This window comes from Kitasatospora sp. NPDC023118, assembly GCF_055560875.1.
Genome location: NZ_JBVHHW010000009.1, coordinates 231,007 through 250,965 on the forward strand (window position 1 = coordinate 231,007; position 19,959 = coordinate 250,965).

The 19,959-nt window shown below is 73.2% G+C and carries 18 protein-coding genes and 1 riboswitch; of the genes, 14 read left to right on the top strand and 4 right to left on the bottom strand.

The genetic code is table 11. The features are described from left to right. The first annotated feature begins 78 nt into the window (after positions 1-78). The 13 genes from ACZ3UD_RS14570 (at position 79) to ACZ3UD_RS14630 (ending at position 13,096) form a co-directional block, all read left to right on the top strand. Positions 79-831, top strand: a complete 753-nt coding sequence (locus ACZ3UD_RS14570; RefSeq protein ID WP_465586235.1) for an SDR family NAD(P)-dependent oxidoreductase — start codon at positions 79-81, stop codon at positions 829-831. 331 nt (positions 832-1,162) lie between these two features. Next, positions 1,163-2,011 carry a helix-turn-helix transcriptional regulator gene (locus ACZ3UD_RS14575; RefSeq protein WP_465586237.1) on the top strand — a complete coding sequence of 283 codons (849 nt, stop codon included), beginning with the start codon at positions 1,163-1,165 and terminating at the stop codon, positions 2,009-2,011. 269 nt (positions 2,012-2,280) lie between these two features. After that, positions 2,281-3,003 (top strand): AAA family ATPase, encoded by a 723-nt coding sequence (locus tag ACZ3UD_RS14580; protein ID WP_465586239.1) that lies wholly within the window; start codon positions 2,281-2,283, stop codon positions 3,001-3,003. Beyond that, complete coding sequence (locus tag ACZ3UD_RS14585) at positions 3,000-3,686, top strand: HAD family hydrolase (RefSeq protein WP_465586241.1); 687 nt, start codon at positions 3,000-3,002, stop codon at positions 3,684-3,686. The genes ACZ3UD_RS14580 and ACZ3UD_RS14585 overlap by 4 nt, the downstream gene beginning before the upstream one ends. 101 nt (positions 3,687-3,787) lie before the next feature. Continuing rightward, a complete protein-coding gene (locus tag ACZ3UD_RS14590; RefSeq protein WP_465586243.1) occupies positions 3,788-4,180 on the top strand; it encodes a carboxymuconolactone decarboxylase family protein in 393 nt (130 codons plus the stop codon). Positions 4,181-4,230: 50 nt separating this feature from the next. Continuing rightward, complete coding sequence (locus ACZ3UD_RS14595; protein WP_465586244.1) at positions 4,231-5,871, top strand: FAD-dependent monooxygenase; 1,641 nt, start codon at positions 4,231-4,233, stop codon at positions 5,869-5,871. Between the two features lie 65 nt (positions 5,872-5,936). Then, positions 5,937-7,190, top strand: a complete 1,254-nt coding sequence (locus ACZ3UD_RS14600) for an MFS transporter (protein WP_465586246.1) — start codon at positions 5,937-5,939, stop codon at positions 7,188-7,190. Positions 7,191-7,333: 143 nt separating this feature from the next. Then, a complete protein-coding gene (locus ACZ3UD_RS14605) occupies positions 7,334-8,644 on the top strand; it encodes an amidohydrolase family protein (protein ID WP_465586248.1) in 1,311 nt (436 codons plus the stop codon). An 87-nt stretch (positions 8,645-8,731) separates the two neighbouring features. Then, on the top strand, positions 8,732-9,496 hold the full coding sequence (locus ACZ3UD_RS14610) for a thioesterase II family protein (RefSeq protein ID WP_465586249.1): 765 nt from the start codon (positions 8,732-8,734) through the stop codon (positions 9,494-9,496). Then, on the top strand, positions 9,493-10,533 hold the full coding sequence (locus ACZ3UD_RS14615; RefSeq protein WP_465586251.1) for an AvrD family protein: 1,041 nt from the start codon (positions 9,493-9,495) through the stop codon (positions 10,531-10,533). The genes ACZ3UD_RS14610 and ACZ3UD_RS14615 overlap by 4 nt, the downstream gene beginning before the upstream one ends. Further along, positions 10,530-11,546, top strand: coding sequence for a beta-ketoacyl-ACP synthase III (locus tag ACZ3UD_RS14620; protein WP_465586252.1), 1,017 nt, complete (start codon positions 10,530-10,532; stop codon positions 11,544-11,546). The genes ACZ3UD_RS14615 and ACZ3UD_RS14620 overlap by 4 nt, the downstream gene beginning before the upstream one ends. 107 nt (positions 11,547-11,653) lie before the next feature. After that, positions 11,654-11,884 (top strand): acyl carrier protein, encoded by a 231-nt coding sequence (locus tag ACZ3UD_RS14625; RefSeq protein ID WP_465586254.1) that lies wholly within the window; start codon positions 11,654-11,656, stop codon positions 11,882-11,884. A 147-nt stretch (positions 11,885-12,031) separates the two neighbouring features. Beyond that, a complete protein-coding gene (locus ACZ3UD_RS14630; RefSeq protein ID WP_465586255.1) occupies positions 12,032-13,096 on the top strand; it encodes a DUF6081 family protein in 1,065 nt (354 codons plus the stop codon). A gap of 347 nt (positions 13,097-13,443) precedes the next feature. Here ACZ3UD_RS14630 and ACZ3UD_RS14635 read toward each other — a convergent pair whose 3' ends face one another. The 4 genes from ACZ3UD_RS14635 to ACZ3UD_RS14650 form a co-directional block, all read right to left on the bottom strand. Beyond that, positions 13,444-14,757, bottom strand: coding sequence for an NRAMP family divalent metal transporter (locus tag ACZ3UD_RS14635; RefSeq protein WP_465586256.1), 1,314 nt, complete (start codon positions 14,755-14,757; stop codon positions 13,444-13,446). After that, a complete protein-coding gene (locus ACZ3UD_RS14640) occupies positions 14,754-16,121 on the bottom strand; it encodes a magnesium transporter MgtE N-terminal domain-containing protein (RefSeq protein WP_465586258.1) in 1,368 nt (455 codons plus the stop codon). The genes ACZ3UD_RS14635 and ACZ3UD_RS14640 overlap by 4 nt, the downstream gene beginning before the upstream one ends. A 307-nt stretch (positions 16,122-16,428) precedes the next feature. Continuing rightward, positions 16,429-16,606, bottom strand: a riboswitch (M-box (ykoK) riboswitch). A gap of 315 nt (positions 16,607-16,921) precedes the next feature. Beyond that, the gene (locus ACZ3UD_RS14645) at positions 16,922-17,521 is read right to left on the bottom strand and encodes a cysteine hydrolase family protein (protein WP_465586260.1); all 600 of its coding nucleotides are present in this window, start codon (positions 17,519-17,521) and stop codon (positions 16,922-16,924) included. A 60-nt stretch (positions 17,522-17,581) separates the two neighbouring features. Next, a complete protein-coding gene (locus ACZ3UD_RS14650; RefSeq protein ID WP_465586261.1) occupies positions 17,582-18,829 on the bottom strand; it encodes an MFS transporter in 1,248 nt (415 codons plus the stop codon). A 136-nt stretch (positions 18,830-18,965) separates the two neighbouring features. Between ACZ3UD_RS14650 and ACZ3UD_RS14655 the strand changes: the two genes are divergently transcribed. Beyond that, positions 18,966-19,901: a LysR family transcriptional regulator gene (locus tag ACZ3UD_RS14655; protein ID WP_465586263.1), complete on the top strand. Its 936-nt coding sequence runs from the start codon at positions 18,966-18,968 to the stop codon at positions 19,899-19,901. The last annotated feature ends 58 nt before the right edge of the window (positions 19,902-19,959 follow it).

Sequence of the window (19,959 nt, forward strand, 5' to 3'; positions counted from 1 at the left end):
TGAGTCTTGGACACCGGAAGCCCGACGACCGCATGGTGAGGTGCAGTCGTTGATCCGCACCGGTGGGAGGAAGAGCTGATGATGCACCTGGAGGAATCGGGTCTGGCCGGGCGGGTGGTGCTGCTGACCGGGGCGTCCGGCGGGATCGGCGGCGCGCTGGGCCGCCGGCTGATCTCGGCCGGGGCGCGGGTGGCCTTCGTGGCCAACAGCCGTTACGACGAGGCCGAGTTACTGGCCGAGGAGGCCTGGGACATCGGGCTGGACGCGGTGGCCCTGCGCGGCGACCTGGCCGATCCCCGGACCCCGGAACGGCTGGTCCGGGAGGCCACCGACGCGCTCGGCCCGATCGACGTGCTGATTCCCAACGCCGGCTGCGCGCCGCGCCGGATCCGCCTGGCCGTCGACACCAGGACCTGGGACCGCACCCTCGCGGTGAACCTCCGGGCGCCGTTCCTGCTGGCCCAGGAGGTGATCCCGGCGATGATGGCCCGCCGGTACGGCCGGCTGGTGTTCATCTCCTCGACGGCCGCCTTCATCGGCGGCATCGTCGGCCCGCACTACGCGGCCTCCAAGGCGGGGCTGCACGGTCTGGTGCACTCGCTGGCGCCGCAGGTCGCCGGACACGGGGTGACGGTCAACGCGGTGGCGCCGGCGCTGATCGAGAACACCCGGATGCTGCCCTCGCTCACCGAGGGCAGCCTCACGCCCGCCGTCCCGGTCGGCCGCTACGGGCGCCCGGAGGAGGTCGCGGACCTGGTGATGGCGGTGCTGCGCAACGGCTACCTCACCAACCAGGTGATCGGGCTGGACGGCGGCATCCACCCGCGGTGACGGGCGGCCTTCACGGAGCCCCTGGAACCCGCACGGAACCGACACGGAACGCGCGCGGAAACTCCGGAACCCGCCCGGGTCTCCCGCCGTGGCGGCCCGGCATTTCGGCTCGCCGCAGACGCGCTATTCCCGGGTCCGTCGTGGACGGTAAATGTCCGGAATGGGTTCGTTGAGAATTAGAACCTGATGTTCCGCATTCGCCGTGCGGGTCAGTCGATTAACCTATACCGGCAGGTCGGACCGGCTTTTGAGGCCCGGTTGACAGTCGAGTGACGGCTGGCCCGAAGAGTTTGGGGTTAGGCTGGGCGACATGCAGAAATTACCTGAGGGGATGAATCCACTGCAGGCCCGACGGGCGGAACTGCGAGACTTTCTGCGAAGCCGTCGCGCCGCCCTCAAGCCGGAGGACGTCGGTCTGCCCTCGGCCGGATTCCGGCGGACCCCCGGGCTCCGACGGGAGGAGGTGGCCGTCCTTGCCGGGATCGGCGTCTCCTGGTACACCTGGCTCGAACAGGGCCGGGACATCAAGGTCTCGCCCGAGGTCCTGGACGCGGTGAGCCGGGCCCTGCGGCTGGGCGAGCCGGAGCGGGCCCACCTGCACCGGTTGGCCGGCCTCAACTCCCCGCTGCCGCGCGACGCCCACACCGAGGGCATTCCGCCGAGGCTCCAGCGGATCGTCGACCGCTGGATGCCGTTCCCGGCGAAACTGGTCGACCGCTACGGCAACATCCCGGTGTTCAACAGGGCCGCCCGCGAGGTGTTCGGGCTGACCGACGAGAACAACAACCAGGCGGTCCGGTTCTTCCTGGACGCCGACTGGCGCGCGAGGTTCCCGGACGTCGAGGCGGTGGCCGGGGAGGTCATCGGCTTCCTCCGCGCCCAGGCGGCGCGCTACCCGGACGACCACCACTTCATGGACGTCGCCCAGCGGTTGCGCACCGAGAGCCCGCTGTTCCGCACCTTCTGGGACCGGCACGAGATCAGCCTGGCCACCCGGACGACCAAGACCGTCACCCACCCCCGGTGCGGCCCGCTCACCTTCGAGCACACCGCACTGGACCTCAGCGAGGCACCGCACCTGAGGCTGCACCTGTACGCACCGGACGAACAGACCGCCGCCTCGGCCTCCTTCAGGCTGCTGCTGGGACAACTGGCCGGGCCCGACCGCGCGGTGGCCTGAACCGACCGGGCGGTCCGCCAGGAGGCCGTCAGGCCGCCGCTGCGCCCGACGGGGGCGGGTGAGGCGCAACCGCGGCCACCCTCCCCCGCCGCGTTCGTCCGATATCCGGTTCCTGGTGTTCCCACCACCACCATGATCCGACACTGCCACCCGGCAGCGAACCGATCTAGCGTTCTTCAAGGCGAAGGCGAGCGGCCGCGGGGACAGCGGGCCGCTCCCGGGATTCGCCGTCCGACGAACCGGCAGACCGGTAACAACGGGGAGCAGAAGTGAAGTTGGCAGTCTCGGGTACGTATTCGTCCGGCAAGACGTTCACGGTGATGGCGCTGTCACACCTGACCGGCATGCCGCGGACGCTGGCCAAGACCATGCGGGAGATCCTCCCCGACGCCCTGCCGGGCAAGGCGCTCGCGGAGTGCACCCCGCCGGAGTTCCTCCAGCTGGTGATGCGCCGTCACGTCGAGCGCGCGGTGCACGAGAACCTCCTCGGCGACGGCTTCGTCTCCGACGGCTCCTCGCTGCAGGAGTGGATCTACGGCACCCTGCGGGTGCGCGCGGGCATCAACCCGAGCGCCTCCGCCCACCTCGCCGAGGGCCAAGTGGTGCCCCGGACGGCCGAGATGGACTTCTTCGAGCAGGTGATGGTCCAGTACGGCAGCGCCTTCAAGCAGCACGTCGCCAAGACCTACGACACCTTCGTGCACCTGCGCAACGAACTGCCGATCGTGGCCGACGGCCACCGGCCGATGAACGACCAGTTCCGACGGCTCTGCGACGAGATGCTGCTGGACAGCTTCGCGGAGATGGGCATGCCGTACCACGTGATCGGCGGCACCATCGCCGAGCGGCTGCAGCAGATCGTCAAGCTGTTCGACCTGCCGGCGCTGATCCCCGTCGACGAGGCGATCCGGCGGGCCAAGGCCGACTACGGCGGCCAGGACCTGCGACTGGAGACCGAGCGCGTCCCCGCGGGGACGCGAGGAGCGAAGTGAGTGCCGGCGGGCGCCGAGCGGCCTTCTTCGACGTCGACGAGACGCTGACCACCGTGGTCAGCATGCTCGGCTTCCTCCGGTTCGACCTCGCCGCCCGCGGCCTGCCCGACTCGGCGTACGACGAGGCGATGGCCAGGCTCGCCGAGGCCCGGGCCAACGGCCGGCGGGAGGAGGCCAACCTGCTCTACTACCGCAACTACGCGGGCAGGCCGGAGGCCGAACTCGCCGCGCTGGGCCGGGAGTGGTTCGCCCGGGAACTCGCCGGCGGCTCGCTCTTCCACCCGCGCGCGCTGGCGGCCTTCCAGGGGCACCGGCGGCAGGGGCACCTCACCGTGCTGGTGTCCGGCTCCTTCCCGCCCTGCCTCGACCCGATCGGCCGCCACCTCGGCGCGGACCTGGTCATCTGCGCCCGGCCCACGGTCGCCGACGGCGTCCACACCGGGGAGCTCCCGCACCCGATGATCGGCCGGTACAAGGCGCAGGCGCTCGCCGAGGCCGCCCGCACCCACGGCCTCGACCTCGACCGCTCCTGGGCGTACGGGGACCACATCTCCGACCTGCCGCTGCTGGAGTCGGTGGGGCACCCGGTCGTGGTCGCCAACGCCGACCGCGCGCTGGTGGAGCAGGCCCGCAGCCGGAGCTGGACCTGCTGGGCCGACGCCCCGGCCGCGCTCCCGGCCTGACCGGCCGAAGCCCGCCGACAGGCCTGACCGGCCGAAGCCGTCCAAGGCCTGACCTGCCGAAGCCGCCCACGGCGCCCCGACCACCCTCCCGGAGAACAGAGATGAACGACCACGAGTCCGCCGCCGCGCTGCGCAAGGAGGCCGCCGAGGTGTTCCACCGCCTCGCCGGCGACACCGCCGCCGCGCCCTGGGAGGCGCTGGACGCGACCGCCCCGGCGCTCGCCGACACCGTCGCCTTCGGCCTGGCCGAGGTGGTCGGCCGCCCCGGTCTCGACCTGCGCACCCGCCAGCTGGTGACGGTCGCCGTACTGGCCGCCCTCGGCGGCTGCGAGGGCCAACTCGGCTTCCACGTCGGCGGAGCGCTGCGCAACGGCGCCACCGCCGAGGAGGTCGCCGAGACGCTCAGCCAGGTCGCGCTGTACGCCGGCGTGCCCCGGGCGATCAACGCCATGGCGGTCGCGCGCAGCGCCGTCGAGAAGTTCCAGGACCGCTGACCACCCCGCTCCGCGGCTGCCACAAGACACGCCAGACGAAAGGACCACAGATGCCCGCCGACGAGCAGCCCCCGGCCCAGCCGGACGCCGGCCGCGCCGTTGCCCCGCAGGTGCTGATCGTGGGCGCCGGGCCCATCGGCATGGCGCTGGCCTGCGAACTCCTCCAGCAGAACGTGGGCGTTCGGCTGATCGACCGCCAGGAGCGGATCGACACCAGCGACCCGCACTCCAAGGCGGTCCTGGTCTGGCCGCGCAACCTGGAGATGCTCCGGCGGATCGGCGTCGCCGACGCCCTGGTCCGGGAGGGCCGGCGCACCAGCGGCCTCAGCTACTACTCCGAGGGCCGGCTGCTCGGCACCGCTGACCTCAGCACCCTCACCGACTCGCCGTACCCGTTCATCCTGGCGCTGCCGCAGCGCGACACCGAGCGCATCCTGCGCGCACGCCTCGCCGAACTCGGCGGGGTCGTCGAGCGCGGGGTCGAGCTGGTCTCGCTGGACGGCTCCGGGGCCGAGCCGCGGGCCCGGCTCAAGCACTCCGACGGCACCGGCGAGACCGTCGAGCCGCGCTGGCTGGTCGGCGCGGACGGGCCCGCCAGCACCGTGCGGTCCGAACTCGGGATCCGCTTCGACGGCGAGGAGATCGACGTCACCTACGCCATCGGCGACGTCCCGCTCTCCGGGGACGTGCCGCCGCTCGGCCAGTACTACTACTGCCGGGACGGCGTCGCCGCGATCGTGCCGCTGAGCAACGGCAGCTACCGCTTCGCCGCCACCACCCCGCACCGGCGCGAGGAGGACGGCAACCCCTCCCGCGAGCTGATCCAGCACATCCTCAGCTCCCGCTCCCGGCGCGACATCCAGGTCGGCACCCCGGACTGGACCCGGGCCTTCCGCCCGCGGCTCGGCATCGCCGAGACCTTCAGCAAGGGCCGGTGCTTCCTGGTGGGCGACGCCGCGCACGTGGTGAGCCCGGCCGGCGGCCAGGGCCTCAACGTCGGGCTGATGGACGTCGCCAACCTCGGCTGGAAGCTGGCCGGGGTGGCCAACGGCACCCTGCGGGAATCGATCCTGGAGAGCTACGCCCCCGAGCGGCAGGCCGGCGCGACCCGACTGTCCCGCACCTCGGCGGCCCAGGCCCGCTTCGCCCTCCAGCGCAGCGTCGGACGGATCGCCGTGCGCGACACGCTCTTCACCGTCGCCTGCAAGACCGGGCTGGTCAGCCGGATGGTGGTGCCGCTGCTCAGCCAGATCGACGTCAGCTACGGCCGGCTCGCCACCGAGCCGATCCTGCTGCGCCACCCGCGGCCGATCGAACCGGGCCAGCGCGTCCCGATGTTCGTCGCGCCGGAGCTGGACTCGGGCATGCCGGCCATCGACCCCGCCCACTACACCGTGCTGCTCTGGCCCGGGCGGCGCCCGAAGGCCGAATGGGCGCGGCGGGCAAGGCGGTTGCGCGAGAAGCTCGACCCCTCGATCACGGTGCTCGACCTCGCCCGGGTCGGCGGCGGGCCGGCCCGGACCCTCGACCGCACCTTCGGCCGGAACCCCGCCTTCGCGGTGGTCCGCCCGGACGGCCATCTCGCGCTGCTGGTCGGGGCCGACCGCCCCGACCAGGTGCTCGCCTTCCTGCGCGGCGCCCGGCCCGCCGAGCCCGTCACCGCCCCCACTGCCGCCACCACCGCCCACTGACCGCCTGCCCACTGACCGCCTGCCCACTGCGGCCCCCGCACCCGTGTCCTGACGGAAGGACAGCCATGACCCCCCGAACCCCGGCCCGTGACGCGGCGCCGGCGTCGCCCCCCGCCGCCCCGAGCAGCGCCGCCGACCCCGGCGCGGGCATCGACCCCCGTCTGGTGACCCTGTTCGCCTGGGCCTGCGGTCTCGCGGTCGCCAACCTGTACTACGTGCAGCCGCTGCTCAACGGGATCGCCGACGCCTTCCGGCTCGGCAGCGGGTCGGCTTCCCTGGTCACCACCGTCGGCCAGCTCGGGTACGCGGCCGGGCTCGCCCTGCTGGTGCCGCTCGGGGACGTCACGGAACGCCGCCGGATCGTCGTGGTGATGCTCACCGTGACGGCCGTCGCCTGCGCCGCCGCCGCGGCCGCGCCCGACTTCGCCGTGCTGGTCATGGCGATGGCGGTGCTGTCCATGTGCACCGTGGTCGGGCCGATGCTGGTGGCCTTCGCGGCCACCCTGGCCGCCGCGGAGGAACGCGGGAAGGTCTCCGGGCGGGTGATGAGCGGGCTGCTGCTCGGCATCCTGTTCGCCCGGACCGGCAGCGGGCTGCTCGGCAGCTGGGCCGGCTGGCGGGCGGTGTTCGTCGCCGCCGGGGTGCTCACCCTGGCGCTGGCCGCCGTGCTGCGGCTGCGGCTGCCGAAGGCCGAGCCGGCCGTCCGGCTCTCCTACCCGGCGCTGCTCGGCTCGGTGCTGACCATCCTCCGGGAGGAGCCGGTCCTGCGGCGGCGCTGCCTGCTGGGCTTCGTCACCTTCGCCGGCTTCAACGCCTTCTGGGCCTCCGTCGCGTTCCTGCTGGCCCGGTCGCCATACCACTTCGACGCGGCGCTGATCGGGCTGGTCGGTCTGGTCGGGGCGGTCGGGGCGTACGCGGCCCGGATCGCCGGCCGGTTCGCCGACCGGCGGCTGGACCGGCAGGCCTCCGGCGTCCTACTGGCCGTGGTCCTCGCCAGCTGGGGCCTGCTCGCCCTGAACGGCGGCCACTGGCTGATCCCCCTGTTGCTCGGGGTAGTCCTGCTCGACCTGGGCGTCCAGGGCGTCCAGGTCACCAACCTCAGCGTGATCTACCGGCTGCGGGCCGACGCGCGCAGCCGGATCACCACGGCGTACACCACCACGTACTTCGTCGGCGGCTTCGCCGGGTCCGCCGCCTCGGGCGCCGCCTACGCGGCGGCCGGCTGGGGCGCGGTGTGCGCGGTGGGCGCCGGCCTGGCCCTGCTGGCGCTGCTGGTGTGGGCGGTCGACGACCGCGCCGGGTCGGCCGGCGCGGCCTGACCGACCGCCGGAACGACCACCTCACGACCACCCCACGCACGACCACCCCACGCACGACCACCTCACGACCACTTCACGACCACCGAACCGAACAACGACGGCCCGACCCCCGGTCCGTCACCGTAGAAAATGGGAGAACTGCCTTGACCACTCAGCGGATCCTGGTCCGTGGCGGCTGGATCGTCACCATGGACGCCCAGAACCGCGAATTCCCGACGGGCGACGTGCTCATCGAGGACGGCCGGATCACCGCCGTCGGCACCGACCTCGCGCCGGCCTCCGACGCCGAGGTGATCGACGCCTCCGGTACCTTCGTCCTGCCCGGCCTGGTGGACGCCCACCGGCACACCTGGCAGAGCAGCCTCCGGCAGTCCAGCTCCGAGGCCTCGATCATGGAGTACGTCGGCCAGACCCTGATCGGCCTGGGCGACCAGGTCCGCCCGGAGGACGTCTACGCCGGCACCTACCTCGGCGCCCTCACCGCGCTCAACGCGGGCATCACCACGGTGCTCGACTGGGCACACGCGATGAACTCGCCCGAGCACGCCGACGCCGCCGTCCGGGCCCTCCAGGACGCGGGCGTGCGCGCGGTGTTCGGCCACGCCTGGCCGATCGGCTCCAAGCTCGACTTCGCCGCCACCCACCCGGTCGACATCCGTCGCGTCCGCGAGCAGCTGCTGCCCTCGGACGACGGCCTGGTCACCCTGGCGATGGCCGCCAAGGGCCCGGACTACTCCGGCATTGACAACGCGGTCAAGGACTTCGCCCTCGCCCGGGAGCTCGGCATCCCGATCACCACGCACCTGTCCACCGGGCGCCCCGGCCCCGAGCACCAGGGCATCCAGCTGCTCCACCAGGCCGGCCTGCTCGGCCCGGACCTGAACCTGGCGCACGTCAACGGCGCCGAGGCCGATGCGCTCAAGCTGCTCGCCGACTCCGGCACCACCGTGTCGATCTGCCCGCAGATCGAGCTGACCATGCCCGGTCTGGGCGGCAACGTGGCGGTCCGCCGGCTGCGTGCCGCGGGCGTCAACCCCGGCCTCGGCATCGACACCGAGCTGGAGTCCAGCGGCGACCTGTTCACCCAGATGCGCTTCGCGCTGGCGGCCGACCGCGCCGAGACGCCGGACGGCGAGCCGGTCCTGCCGGCCCAGGCCGTGCTGCGGATGGCGACCGTCGAGGGCGCCCGCGCCGTCCACCTCGGTGACCGGACCGGCTCCATCGAGCCCGGCAAGGCCGCCGACCTGGTGCTGGTGCGCACCGGCGACATCGACCTGGCGCCGGTCACCACCCCCGCCGAGTCGCTCGTGCTGGCCGCCCACCCCGGCAACGTGGACACCGTCCTGGTCGCCGGCCGGGTCGTCAAGCGCGGCGGCCGCCTGGTGGCCGACACCGCCCGCGCCCGCGAGCTGGCCGTCGCTTCCGTCGCCCACCTGCGGGGCGCGGGGCAGTGACGGACCCGCGTGCCCGCCCCGCCAGGGGCGGGCACGCCGACCGCCCACCGCGACCCGCGGTGGGGCCCGTAGGGGAGGAGCAGTCCTGTGAGTGCCGTCGTCGTCCACCTCGCCGACGTTCGGGCCCGTACGCGGGTCACCCGGCCCGTCAGACTGTTCGCCTTCCACCACGCGGGCGGCAGCACCGCCTCCTTCGCCGGCTGGCAGCGGCGGCTGGGATCGAGGGTCGAGGTCGTCCCGGTCCGGCTGCCGGACCGGGAGGGGCCCGGCGGCGGGCCGCACCGTGACCTCGCCCCGCTCGCCCGGGCGCTGCACCAGCAGCTCGGCGCGCAGCTGGACGAGCCGTACCTGTGCTACGGCCACAGCATGGGCGCGCTGGTCGCGTACCACCTCGTCCGGTTCCTGGCCGCGACCGGCCGCCGGCTGCCGAAGCGGCTGCTGGTCGGCGCCCACCCGGCGCCGCACCTGCCGCTTCCGCTGGAGTCGGCGCTGCTCCTGGACGACGCCGAACTCGCGCACCGGCTGGCCGCGTTCGACGGCCTGCCGGCGGCGGTCAGCGGCACTCCGGGCCGGCTCGCCGACTACCTCGCCCAGGTCCGGGCCGGCCTGGAACTGTGCACGAGCCGCCGGCACACCGGCGACAGCTATCAACTGCCCTGCCCCATCGACGTCTTCGCCGGCGCCGACGACCCGCTGGTGGCGGTCGAGGACGCGGCCGCCTGGTGCTCGCACTCCCTGCGGGGCGGGACCCTCCAGGTGATCCCGGGCGGGCACTTCTTCCAACGACAGTCCAAGGACGCATTCTTCACGCGGCTGGCAGCCGTGATCGACTTACACGGGGGAGTGAGATGACCGGCACGACACAGACGCCCGACGCACCGGTCCGGGCGACCGTGGATGACTACCTCGGCCCAGGTGAGCGCCGCTTCTTCGGCAGCGGCTACCGCCGGGCCGAGCAGCGGCTGACCGACATCGTGGTCGGCTCGCAGGCGGACGGCACCGGGACGGTGCGGGCCCGCGGCTCCGTCGACTACCCGGCCGACTGGTCCCGCAAGGGCACTACCGACCAGGCCCCGCACCTCAGCAGCATCGACGTCCTGCTGATGGCGGGCGAGGCCGCCGAGCTGTACCTGACCCAGACGTACGGCCTGGACGCCGCCCAGCGCGCCGGGCTCCGGCTGCGCCGGGTGCGGCTGAAGGCCGGGACCAAGCCGGTGGAGGCCGAGTTGGGCGGCTTCGCCGTCCAGGCCACCGCTGCCCGGCAGTCCGACCGCTCGACCGTGGTGGACTGCCAGGTGGGCGGGCTGCGGGCACGCCTGGAGATCGAGCACCCGGCGCTCCCGGCCGGGGCCGTGGGCACCGCCCGCCTCGACTCGCCCGACGCCCTGCTCGGCCCGGCACCGCTGCGGCCGTTCGCCGCCGCGCACCGGACCAGGACGCAGACCATCGAGGCCCTGCGGGTGGAGCTGCCCGCGCGGCGGGCGACCGCCCTGCTCGGCAGCCGCCCGGCGGCGCCGCAGGCCGGCCCGGTGGGCGGGCTGGAGAGCTACAGCCACGGCTCGGTCTCGCTGATCGACGCCTTCGTGGGCGCGATCCAGCTGGGCCAGATCCTGATCTACGGACTGGACGACGTCCCGCGCGCCGAGAGCAACACGCTCTGGATGCGGCAGACCGTCCTGGAGATCGGCGACCCGTACCGGCCGGTGGCCGGTCCGGCCCCGCTCTCCGCGGAGCTGGTCGACCCGCAGCTGCTCACCACCAGGACGGGGGAGACCTGGCGGGTGGTCGACATCGCGGCGGCCTTCGAACACATCCGGATCCACTGCTCGGCGACCCACCGGTTGCCGACCGGCTGGACCGGGCACGACGAACGGGAGGTGGCGGCATGACCAGGGCCGCGGTACTGGAGGGGCTCGGCGCCATGGTGCCGCCGAGGATCGTCTCCAACGACGAGATCGGCGAGCTGGTCGGCAGCGACGACACCTGGATCCGCACCAGGACCGGCATCCACCAGCGCCACTGGGCCGAGCCCGGGACGGTCACCGGTGACCTCGCGATCGCGGCCGGCGAGCGGGCGATGCAGTCCGCCGGTGGCGGCCAGGTCGACCTGGTGATCCTCGCGACCAGCACTCCCAACCAGCCGATGCCCGCCACCGCGCCCGAGATCGCCCACCGGCTGGGCCTCGGCACCCCGTGGGCCTACGACCTCTCGGCGGCCTGCACCGGCTGGGTCTACGGAATGGCCAACGCCGTCGGCGCGATCTCCTCCGGCCTGATCGACCGGGCGCTGGTGATCGGGGCCGACATCTGGTCCACCCGGCTGAACCACGACGACCGGGCCTCCGCGATCATCTTCGGCGACGGCGCCGGCGCGGCGGTACTGCGGGCCGGCGACCCGGACGAGCCGGGCGCCTTCCAGGGCTTCGACCTCGGCAGCGACGGCGGGCACCACGACCTGGCGCTGCTCGCGGTCGGCGGATCCCGGCAGCGCTCCTACCGCCAGCCGCCGAGCGAGCAGGACAACCTGCTCGCCATGCGCGGCAAGGAGCTTTTCTCGCACGCGGTGGAGCGGATGAGCTCCTCCTCGGCGAAGTTGCTCGACCGGATCGGCTGGACCGTCGACGACGTCGACTGGTTCGCCGGCCACCAGGCCAACTCCCGCATCCTGTACGCCATCTCCGACCTGCTGAAGGTGGAGCGCGAGCGGGTCCTGCTGCACATCGACCGGGTCGGCAACACCTCGGCGGCCTCCATCCCGCTGGCGCTTACCCACGCCGCCGCGGCCGGGACCTTCGGGGTCGGCGACCGCATCCTGTCCACCGCCTTCGGCGTCGGGCTCAACTGGGGCTCCACCGCGCTGACATGGCCCGACATCAAGGTCGACGGCGTCCTCGGGGACTGAGGGGTGCCGGCGCTTCCCCGGCGCCCGTCCACCCGCAACCGAACGACGTACGGCGTACGAGGCCGGCTCCGACAGGGCCGGCCGGCACCGAAAGGCGAGAACGACCCATGAGTAACGCTGTGGCCGACCGGATCGTCGGACTCCTGGTGGAGAAGTTCGCGGTGGAGGGCGAGATCACGCCCACCACCGGCTTCTCCGACATCGACATCGACTCCCTGGTCATGCTCGAACTCTCCGTCATCCTGGAGCGCGAGTACGGCAAGCGCATACCGGAGGACGAGCTGATGGAGGCGGGCAACGCCGACGCCATCGCCGCGCTGCTGGAGCCCGAACACTGAACCGCTGAACCTGGTCGACCCCGCTGGACCCGCTTGACCCCGCTGAACCCGCTGAACCCCGAGAACCCGCTGAACCCCGCGGGACACCGAACCACCACCGGGCCCCGAATCCCCGGAACCCCCAGACCCCGAAAGGTACTTGCTGCTATGCGCCCGATCAGGCGTCTCGTCCGTGCCGCCGCCGCCCTGGCCCTGGCCTCCGCGATCGTCCCGATCGCGACCGCCCCCGCCCAGGCCCAGGCCCAGGCCGCGGGCCTCACCACCAGCACCGTCTTCACCGACAACTTCCAGAAGGGCTTCGACGCCTCCAGCACCGGAAAGTGGCAGCTCTGGCCCGCGCCCGGCATGCCGAGCGGCGACGGCATCCCCAGCACGGACGCGAACGGCCTGCACGTGATACCCAGCGGCACCGACCCGGCCACCGGGAACCCGGCGTTCGCCTTCACCACCGCCCAGCAGGCGGCCGGCGGCGCGGGCGACCGCGACCACACCAAGTGGCTGTCCTTCGCCAACCACAACTCCACCGCGGGCTTCGCCGGTTACGACACCCCGGCCAACGGCCGCTGGACCTGCGACGCCAACCTCTCGGTGACCACCCGCAAGACCGAGGCCAACCCCTTCGGCGCGAACGTTACCGACCCCCAGTCCGACCTCCGCCTCGCCAACGGCGCGATGGTGGTGGCCGACCTGGAGACGGGCGTCCTGATGGACTTCCACGTCACCAACAACACCGTGTACGCCTGGTACGAGCGGCTGCGCTACCCCAACACCACCTACTCGGCCTTCGCCTACGCGGTGCCGGTGGCGACCATCTCCAAGGGCGCGTCCCTCAACTACCAGATCCAGCTCGACAACAGCCGCACCCGCGCCACCTGGAAGATCAACGGCATCCCGGTCTACAGCGTCACCAGCCTCGGCGCCCGCCCGACCGACCGCTCCCACCTGGTCACCGACCACGGCGGCACCGGCCAGACCGTCGCCCCGCGCCAACTCCTCTGCGGCCTCGGCACCTTCACCATCATGGACGGCGCCGGCCAGGACGGCCGCGGCCTGGTCCAGCTGGACACCACCTCGGGCTACTACTACGCCCCGCTGGCCGGCCAGCCCACCCCGCAGACCTTCGTCGACACCGCCAGTCCGGCGAGCAGCCGGCTCTGGGGCCAGGGCGCCGAGATCTCCTCCTCCTACCTGACCATCACCACCGCCCAGTGACCCCTGGGCCTGTCCCGCGGGCCCGGCCAGGACCCTCAGGACGGTCCTGGCCCGGCACGAGCACCCAGAGGCACCCCGCACAGCGGCCACGGCACGCAGCGTGCGCCGGGAGTGCGACGTCGATCGACTCCCGACGACTGACGAGCGGCCCGGCGGCAGACATGGACGGGAGTCAGCAGCGGCGAGAGGGGACACCATGGGTCAGGTCGCAGCGGACGTACTGCTCATCGCCCGCCACCTCTCCCGCGGGCGGTGATGACTGACGGCCCCGATGACCGACGGCCCCCGATGACCGCTGGTTTCTAGCGGTCATCGGGGGCCGTCGTAGCGGGCCCGCGGGGAGGGGATCAGCCGATGCCGAACCAGCCGAGGACGGTCTGGACGAGCAGGATCGTCGACATGACGGCCACCCCGACCACCACGACGGTGGCGGCGACGCGGTAGCGGGGGGTGTTGGCCGCGTCGCCGAGGACGGAGCGGCGGTTGGTGAGGACCAGGAGGTAGACCAGGACGATCGGGCTGATCAGACCCTGCAGGACCTGGGTGCCGATCAGTAGCTGGATGACGTCCACCGGGGTCATCGCGACGACCGCGCCGAGGACGATCTGCGCGGTGAACACCCCGAGGAACAGCGGGGCGTCACGGAAGCTGCGGGAGACGGAGCGCTCGACGCCGGCGGCCTCGCCGATGGCGTAGCTCGCCGAGAGCGGCACCACCGCGCCGGCCAGGGCGGAGGCGCCCAGCAGCCCGAAGGCGAAGAGCAGCTCGGCGCTGTGCCCGGCGACGGGCTTGAGCGCCTCGGCGGCCTGCGCGGCGGACTCCAGCGGGCCGGTGCCGCCGATCGCGGCGGCGGTGGCGATGATGATGGTCAGGCTGATCACACAGGCGAACACCGCGCCGAGGACGGCATCGGCCCGGATCAGCTTGTAGTCGGCGGGCTTGGCACCGCGGTCGACCACGCCGGCGGCGGCGTAGAACTGCATGTACGGGCTGACGGTGGTGCCGATCAGGGCCACGGCCAGCAGGATGAAGTCCTTGCTGGGCTCCAGGTGCGGGACGACCAGGTGCTCGCCGACCTGCCCCCAGTCAGGGTGGCCGAGGACCATGGCGACCGGGTAGGCGAAGAACGCCAGCGACATCACCAGGAAGATCCGCTCGGCCCACTTGTAGGAGCCGAACAGCACCAGCGACCAGAGCAGCACGGCGGACGGCGGGACGACCGCCCACTTGGGCACGCCGAGCAGCTCGAACGCGGCGCCGATCCCGGCGAACTCGCTGACCACCAGACCGGTGTTGGCCAGCAGCAGGCAGAACACCGCGAGGGCGGTGAGGCGCAGGCTGAACTGCTCGCGGATCAGCGCGCCCAGGCCCTTGCCGGTGTGGGCGCCGAGCCGGACGGCCATCTCCTGCACCATGACCAGGGCGACGGTGACCAGCACCATGAAGAACAGCGTCCCGTAGGTGAACTGGGAGCCGGCGCTGGCATAGGTGGCGATGCCCGCGGCGTCGTTGCCGGCGTTGGCGGCGACCAGCCCGGGGCCGGCCACCATCGCGATCGCGGCCAGCCGGCGCAGGCCCCTGCGGCGGCCGGGGCGCCCCGGGGCGGACGGCGCGGCGGCGGCGTCCGGACCGGTGTCGAGGGTGTCGAGGTCGCGGGTCACTTGAGGAGCCTCCGGAAGTGCAGGCGCCCGCGCTCGGGCAGCAGCGAGTCGAGGATGTCGTCGGCCAGGACCCGGCCGAGGGGGCGCTCGGAGTCGTCGACCACGAGCAGGGAGGTGGCCCGGGCCGCGACCAGCTGGTCGGCGGCCTCGGCGAGGCGGGTGTCGGGCCGGACGGTCACCGGCGGGCCGAACTGGTCCAGCCAGGCGACCAGGTCGCCGATCACCGAGGTGTCCTCGGCCACCGCCAGGTCGAACAGCGGGATGTCGGCGAGCAGCCGGCCCTGGTCGTCCAGCACGGTGACCGCGTCGATGTCGGTGCGGTGCTCGGCCTGGGCGGCGAGCTCCGCCCGTACCTCGGCGACGGTGTGCGCGGGGCCGGCGGTGACCAGCAGGGTGGTCATCGCGCCGCCGGCGGTGCCCTCCCGGTGGGTGAGCAGGGAGCGCAGCTCGGCCGCCTCGGGCTCGGGCATCCGGGCCAGCAGGGTCTCGCGCTCGCCGGGCGCGAGGTCGCGCAGGGCGTCGGCGGCCTCGTCCGGCTCCATCTCGTCGACGAGCCGGGCGGCGTGCTCGGGCGGCACCTCGCGCAGCAGGTTCTCCAGCTCGGCGGGCTCCATCTCCTCCAGCGCGTCCGCGGCGTGCTCCGGCTCCAACCAGCCCAGCAGCTGCTGGCGTTCATGCCGGCCGAGGTCCTCCAGGATGTCGGCGAGGTCGGCCGGGCGCAGCCGGTGCAGCGCGGAGCGGGAGGCGCGCAGCCGCACCTCGGCCGGCCCGTGGGTGGCCTGCTCGCCGAACGGGGCGACGGACTGCCAGTCCAGGACGCGCTCCGGGGTGGGGCGGATCTGCCAGCGGCGCGGGCCGAGCCGGCGCAGCAGGGTGGGCAGCGAGACGTCGACCCCGACCAGGACGGTACGGGCGGCCAGCGGGGCCAGGTAGAGGTCGGCGGCACGGGTGACCTGGACGCCGTCGACGTCGACGAGCTGGTGGTCCAGCACGTCCCGGGCGAGCAGCACCTCGCCGGGACGGCGGTTGAACTCGCGCAGGTCCAGACAGGCGGTGCGCAGCCGGACCTGCCCCGTCATGATCCGGTCGACGGCGTCGGCGGCGATGAAGGTGCGGCGGCGGCCTATGCGGATGATCAGCCCGGTGACCGGAGGGTACGGCTCCGTGCCGTAGAGGCGCGCGACCACGTCGACGACCCGGCCCACCTCTTCCCCGGCCTGGTTGGCGACCGGCCCTCCGACCAGCCCGGCGACGGAGACCACCGAGGACCGGACGGTCCGGGTGACGGCGGTACGGCGCTCGGCGGCGACGGTGCGGTCGCGCAGCCGGGCGGTGGCGGAGTTGAACAGGGTGGTGGCAGCCATGGTGGGGACCCCCTCGCCCCGGCAGGACGGGGCATCGGGCCGCCCGGCGGCGCGCCACCGCCGACGCTGACCGCTCGAACCGGTTCCAGGCATGCGCCAGGGCCGCCCGCTCCGGAGCGGACCGGAGGGCGGAGCGGACCGGATCGGTCAGGGAAGGAGCGGGCGCCTCGGACGACGGAAGGACGGCGAGGACGACATCGGAAAGGGCTGACTATGGCCAGGACTTCCGTCCATCACGCCTCCTCCCGATCTCGGCCGCGCATCGAGGTCGCGGCGGCACGGCAAGGGGAGACCGACGTCACCGCCCGGTGCACCCCCACTCGTCAGAGCTTTGGCACTCCACGGCGTGTCCCTGTCGATCCCGACGGGAAGCCACTTGGGGTCACCCCTTGAGCCGGGGAGACCTGTCCTGATCCGGAGCGTCTCTCGACGGGTGGGATCAGTGGCCTGTGTCCGTGAAGACGCCTCACCGAACGAGGTGTCTGTTCAAATCCGCCCCAGGATAGGGCGCCGTAGCCCTTCCAGCGCAATCCTTGACCGGAGCTTGACCCTGACCTGACCAGCGGGGGAGCCGCCCGGCGCACGGTCGGGTGCGCACTGTTGCCCCTCGGCCCGCGGGCCGCCGGGGAGCCGAACCGGTTTGCGGCCGGGCCCCGGTGACGGGGAATCCGACCGACGCGCGGGCCCGACGTCCTTCGGAGCGCGAGGCGGTCCCACCTGGTAGGGCCCGGGTCGACGGCCACCCAGGTGAAGGGCGATCTGCCGGTAGTCCTGCACGCGGGCCCGCCCGCGCCTCCGGGTCAGCCGGCCCGCAGCAGTGCGGGCAGCTCGGCGGTGTCGACGATGTGGGCCCGGGAGGGGAGGACCCGGTGAAGCAGGACGTCGTGGACCGCCGGGTCCGGGTCCGCGACGCCGTCGGACAGGACGTAGAGCCGGTAATCGCGGTCGGCCGCGTCGAGGACGGTCGACAGGACGGCGCCGCCGGTACTGATGCCGGAGACGACCAGCGTGGTGATGCCGCGCTCGCGCAGCTGTCGGTCGAGGTCGGTGGTGGACAGGGCGCCGTAGCGGGTCTTGCGCACGACGATGTCGCCGTCCCGGGGAGCCAGGCGCTCGTGCACGGCGGTGGCCGGGTCCTCGTGGTGCATGGCACGGTGCTGGGCCAGCGGGCCGAAGGACTTGTTGGCGGCCGGGATCGCGTCCCAGTCGGCCTCGGTGAAGCCGACGCGGACGTGGGCGATGGTGCCGCCCGCCGCGCGGACGCCGGCGACGGCCGCTTCCACCCGATCGAGCAGGGCCTCGCGGCCCCCGCCCTCGGGCAGAACGGCCAGGACCGCGGGCTGGCAGTCCAGGACGAGCAGGGCGGTGTGCGCGGGGTCCAGCGCGGGGGCGGTGCTCACGCGAGTGTTCTCCTTCATGCGGGGGTGCGACTTCATACGGGGGTGCGACTTCATGAGGGGCTACGCGACAGTTCCGGCTCGTGCCGCGAGGTCTGGTTGCGAGGTCTGGTCGCGCCGGGGGAGTAGGAACGGGGTGGCCAGGATGAGCAGCCCCGCGACCGCGAGCGCGGTGCGCGGGCCAGTGGCGTCGGCGAGCAACCCGCCGAGCGCGGTGAGGACGGCGATGGACACCTGTTGGCCGATCGACCAGGCCGACAGGGTGCGGGCGACGAGGTGCTTGGGCGTGCGTTCGAGTCGGTAGGTGGCGAGCACCGGGGTGTACAGGCTCATGTTGATGATGATCGCCAGCTCGACGGCCATCACGGTGACGAGTCCGACGACGCCGGGACGGACGAGGACCAGGCCGATCAGCCAGACGGCGCGCAGGGTGCCCACGGTCCGGAACACCCGGTCGCGGCCGTAGCGGGCCACCACACGGCGGGCCAGCCGGGAGCCGATGAGTCCGCCGAGACAGGGGGCGGCGAAGGCGAGGCCGTACTGCCAGGGTGAGAACCCGAGCTGGCGGAGCAGGAGCACGGCCAGCAGCGGCTCGGTGGCCATGATCAGACCGCTGACGAGCATGTTGTTGAGGTAGAGCGCCCGCAGACCGGGATCGCCCATGATGTGCCGCCAGCCGTCGAGCACCGCGCCCGCCCGGACCGGGCTCGTGCCGGCGGGTCGCGGCGCTTCCTCCCGGCCGCGGATCGCGGTGATGCCGAGCGCGGAGAGCAGGTAGCTGAGCGCGTCGGCTACCACGGTGGTGACCGGCCCGAACAGCCCGATCGCCGCCCCGCCCAGCGGTGGTCCGACCGCGATGGAGCTCCAGCTGGTGGACTCGAAGCGCGCGTTGGCCACCAGCAGGTCCTCCGGCCGGACGAGAGCCTTGAGGTAGGCGCCGCTGGCCGCGTTGAACGCGATCTTGGCGGCGGCGACGACGGCCGAGACCACGAGCAGCTGGACGAAACCGAGCCGGCCGAAGGCATAGGCGAGCGGGACCGTCGCCATGGCCGCGAACCGGGCCAGGTCCATGGTGATCATGACCGGGCGCTTGTGCCGGAACTCCACCCACGGCGCGAGCGGCACCGCGATCAGCGCGCCCACCGCGGGCCCCACCGCGGACAGCGCGGACACCTCCGCGGGGCCGGCGTGCAACGCCAGCACGGCGATCAGCGGCAACGCCCCGAACCCCAGCCCGGACCCGTACGCGCTCACCGCGTACGCCGCCCACAGCCAGCCGAACTGCCGGCCCAACGGCCTCCTGCCCACCATGCTCAGCGCGCCCCTCTGTCCCACCCGAACAAACCGACGTTGACCGGTGAGAGCTAACCGAGCGGCACAACCGCAGGTCAAACAACCGCACTGCCACCGAGCCACAACCAGGCGTTGTGCTCTAAGGTGGATCGGCGTGGACCTCGAAGCCGTACGCACCTTCGCCGCCGTCGTGGAAGCGGGCCAGTTCCAGAAGGCCGCCGCCGACCTCTCGATCACCCAGCAGGCCGTCTCCAAGCGCGTCGCCGCGCTGGAGCGCGAGCTCGGTGTTCGGCTGTTCGCCCGCACGCCGCGCGGAGCCGAGCTCACCATCGACGGGCAGGCGTTCCTGCCCCACGCGCGCGAGCTGCTGCGCGTCGCCGAGCGCGCGGTCGCGTCGGTGCGCACCGGCAGCCGGCCACTGCGCGTCGACGTGATCGCCTCACGCGTCGCGCCGTCGGGCCTGATGCGCGGCTTCCACCGCGCGCACCCCGAGATCGACCTCGACGTGGTGATGCTGTTCGACGTCGAGGCGGCCGTCACCGCCATCCGCTCGGGTGCGATCGACGCGTCCTTCCGGGCCGTGGCCGCGCCCGGCCGGCCCCTTCCCGAGGACGTCGAGTCCGTCCGGGTGCTCGACGAGCCGCTGCAGCTCCTCACCGGCCCCGCCCACGCGCTGGCGGACGCCCGCTCGGTGACCGTCGCCCAGCTCGTCGGCCACCGGATCTGGATGCCCGGCATCGCCCCCGGTACCGAGTGGGCCGCCTACTATGACGACCTGGTCGCCGAGTTCGGCCTCACCATCGAGGCGACCGGCCCCAACTTCGGCTCCGACGCGCTCCTCGACACCATCGCCGACACCCCGGCCCTGGCCACCTTCATGAGCGAGCACACCCGCGTGGTCTGGCCCGCCGGCTACGGCCTGCGCCGCATCCCGGTGACCGACCCGACGCCCGTCTACCCGCACTCGCTCCTGTGGCACCGCGACAACCCCCACCCGGCGCTGGCCACCCTCCGCGCGCACCTCGCCGCCACGGCGACCGGCCTCGACGCCGCCGGGACCTGGCGGCCGGACTGGGTGCTTGCGCGCTGAACGCCACTGTCCCCTGTCGAACCCCGGCGGCGCCGAGGCCCCACATGTCTTGTCCGGG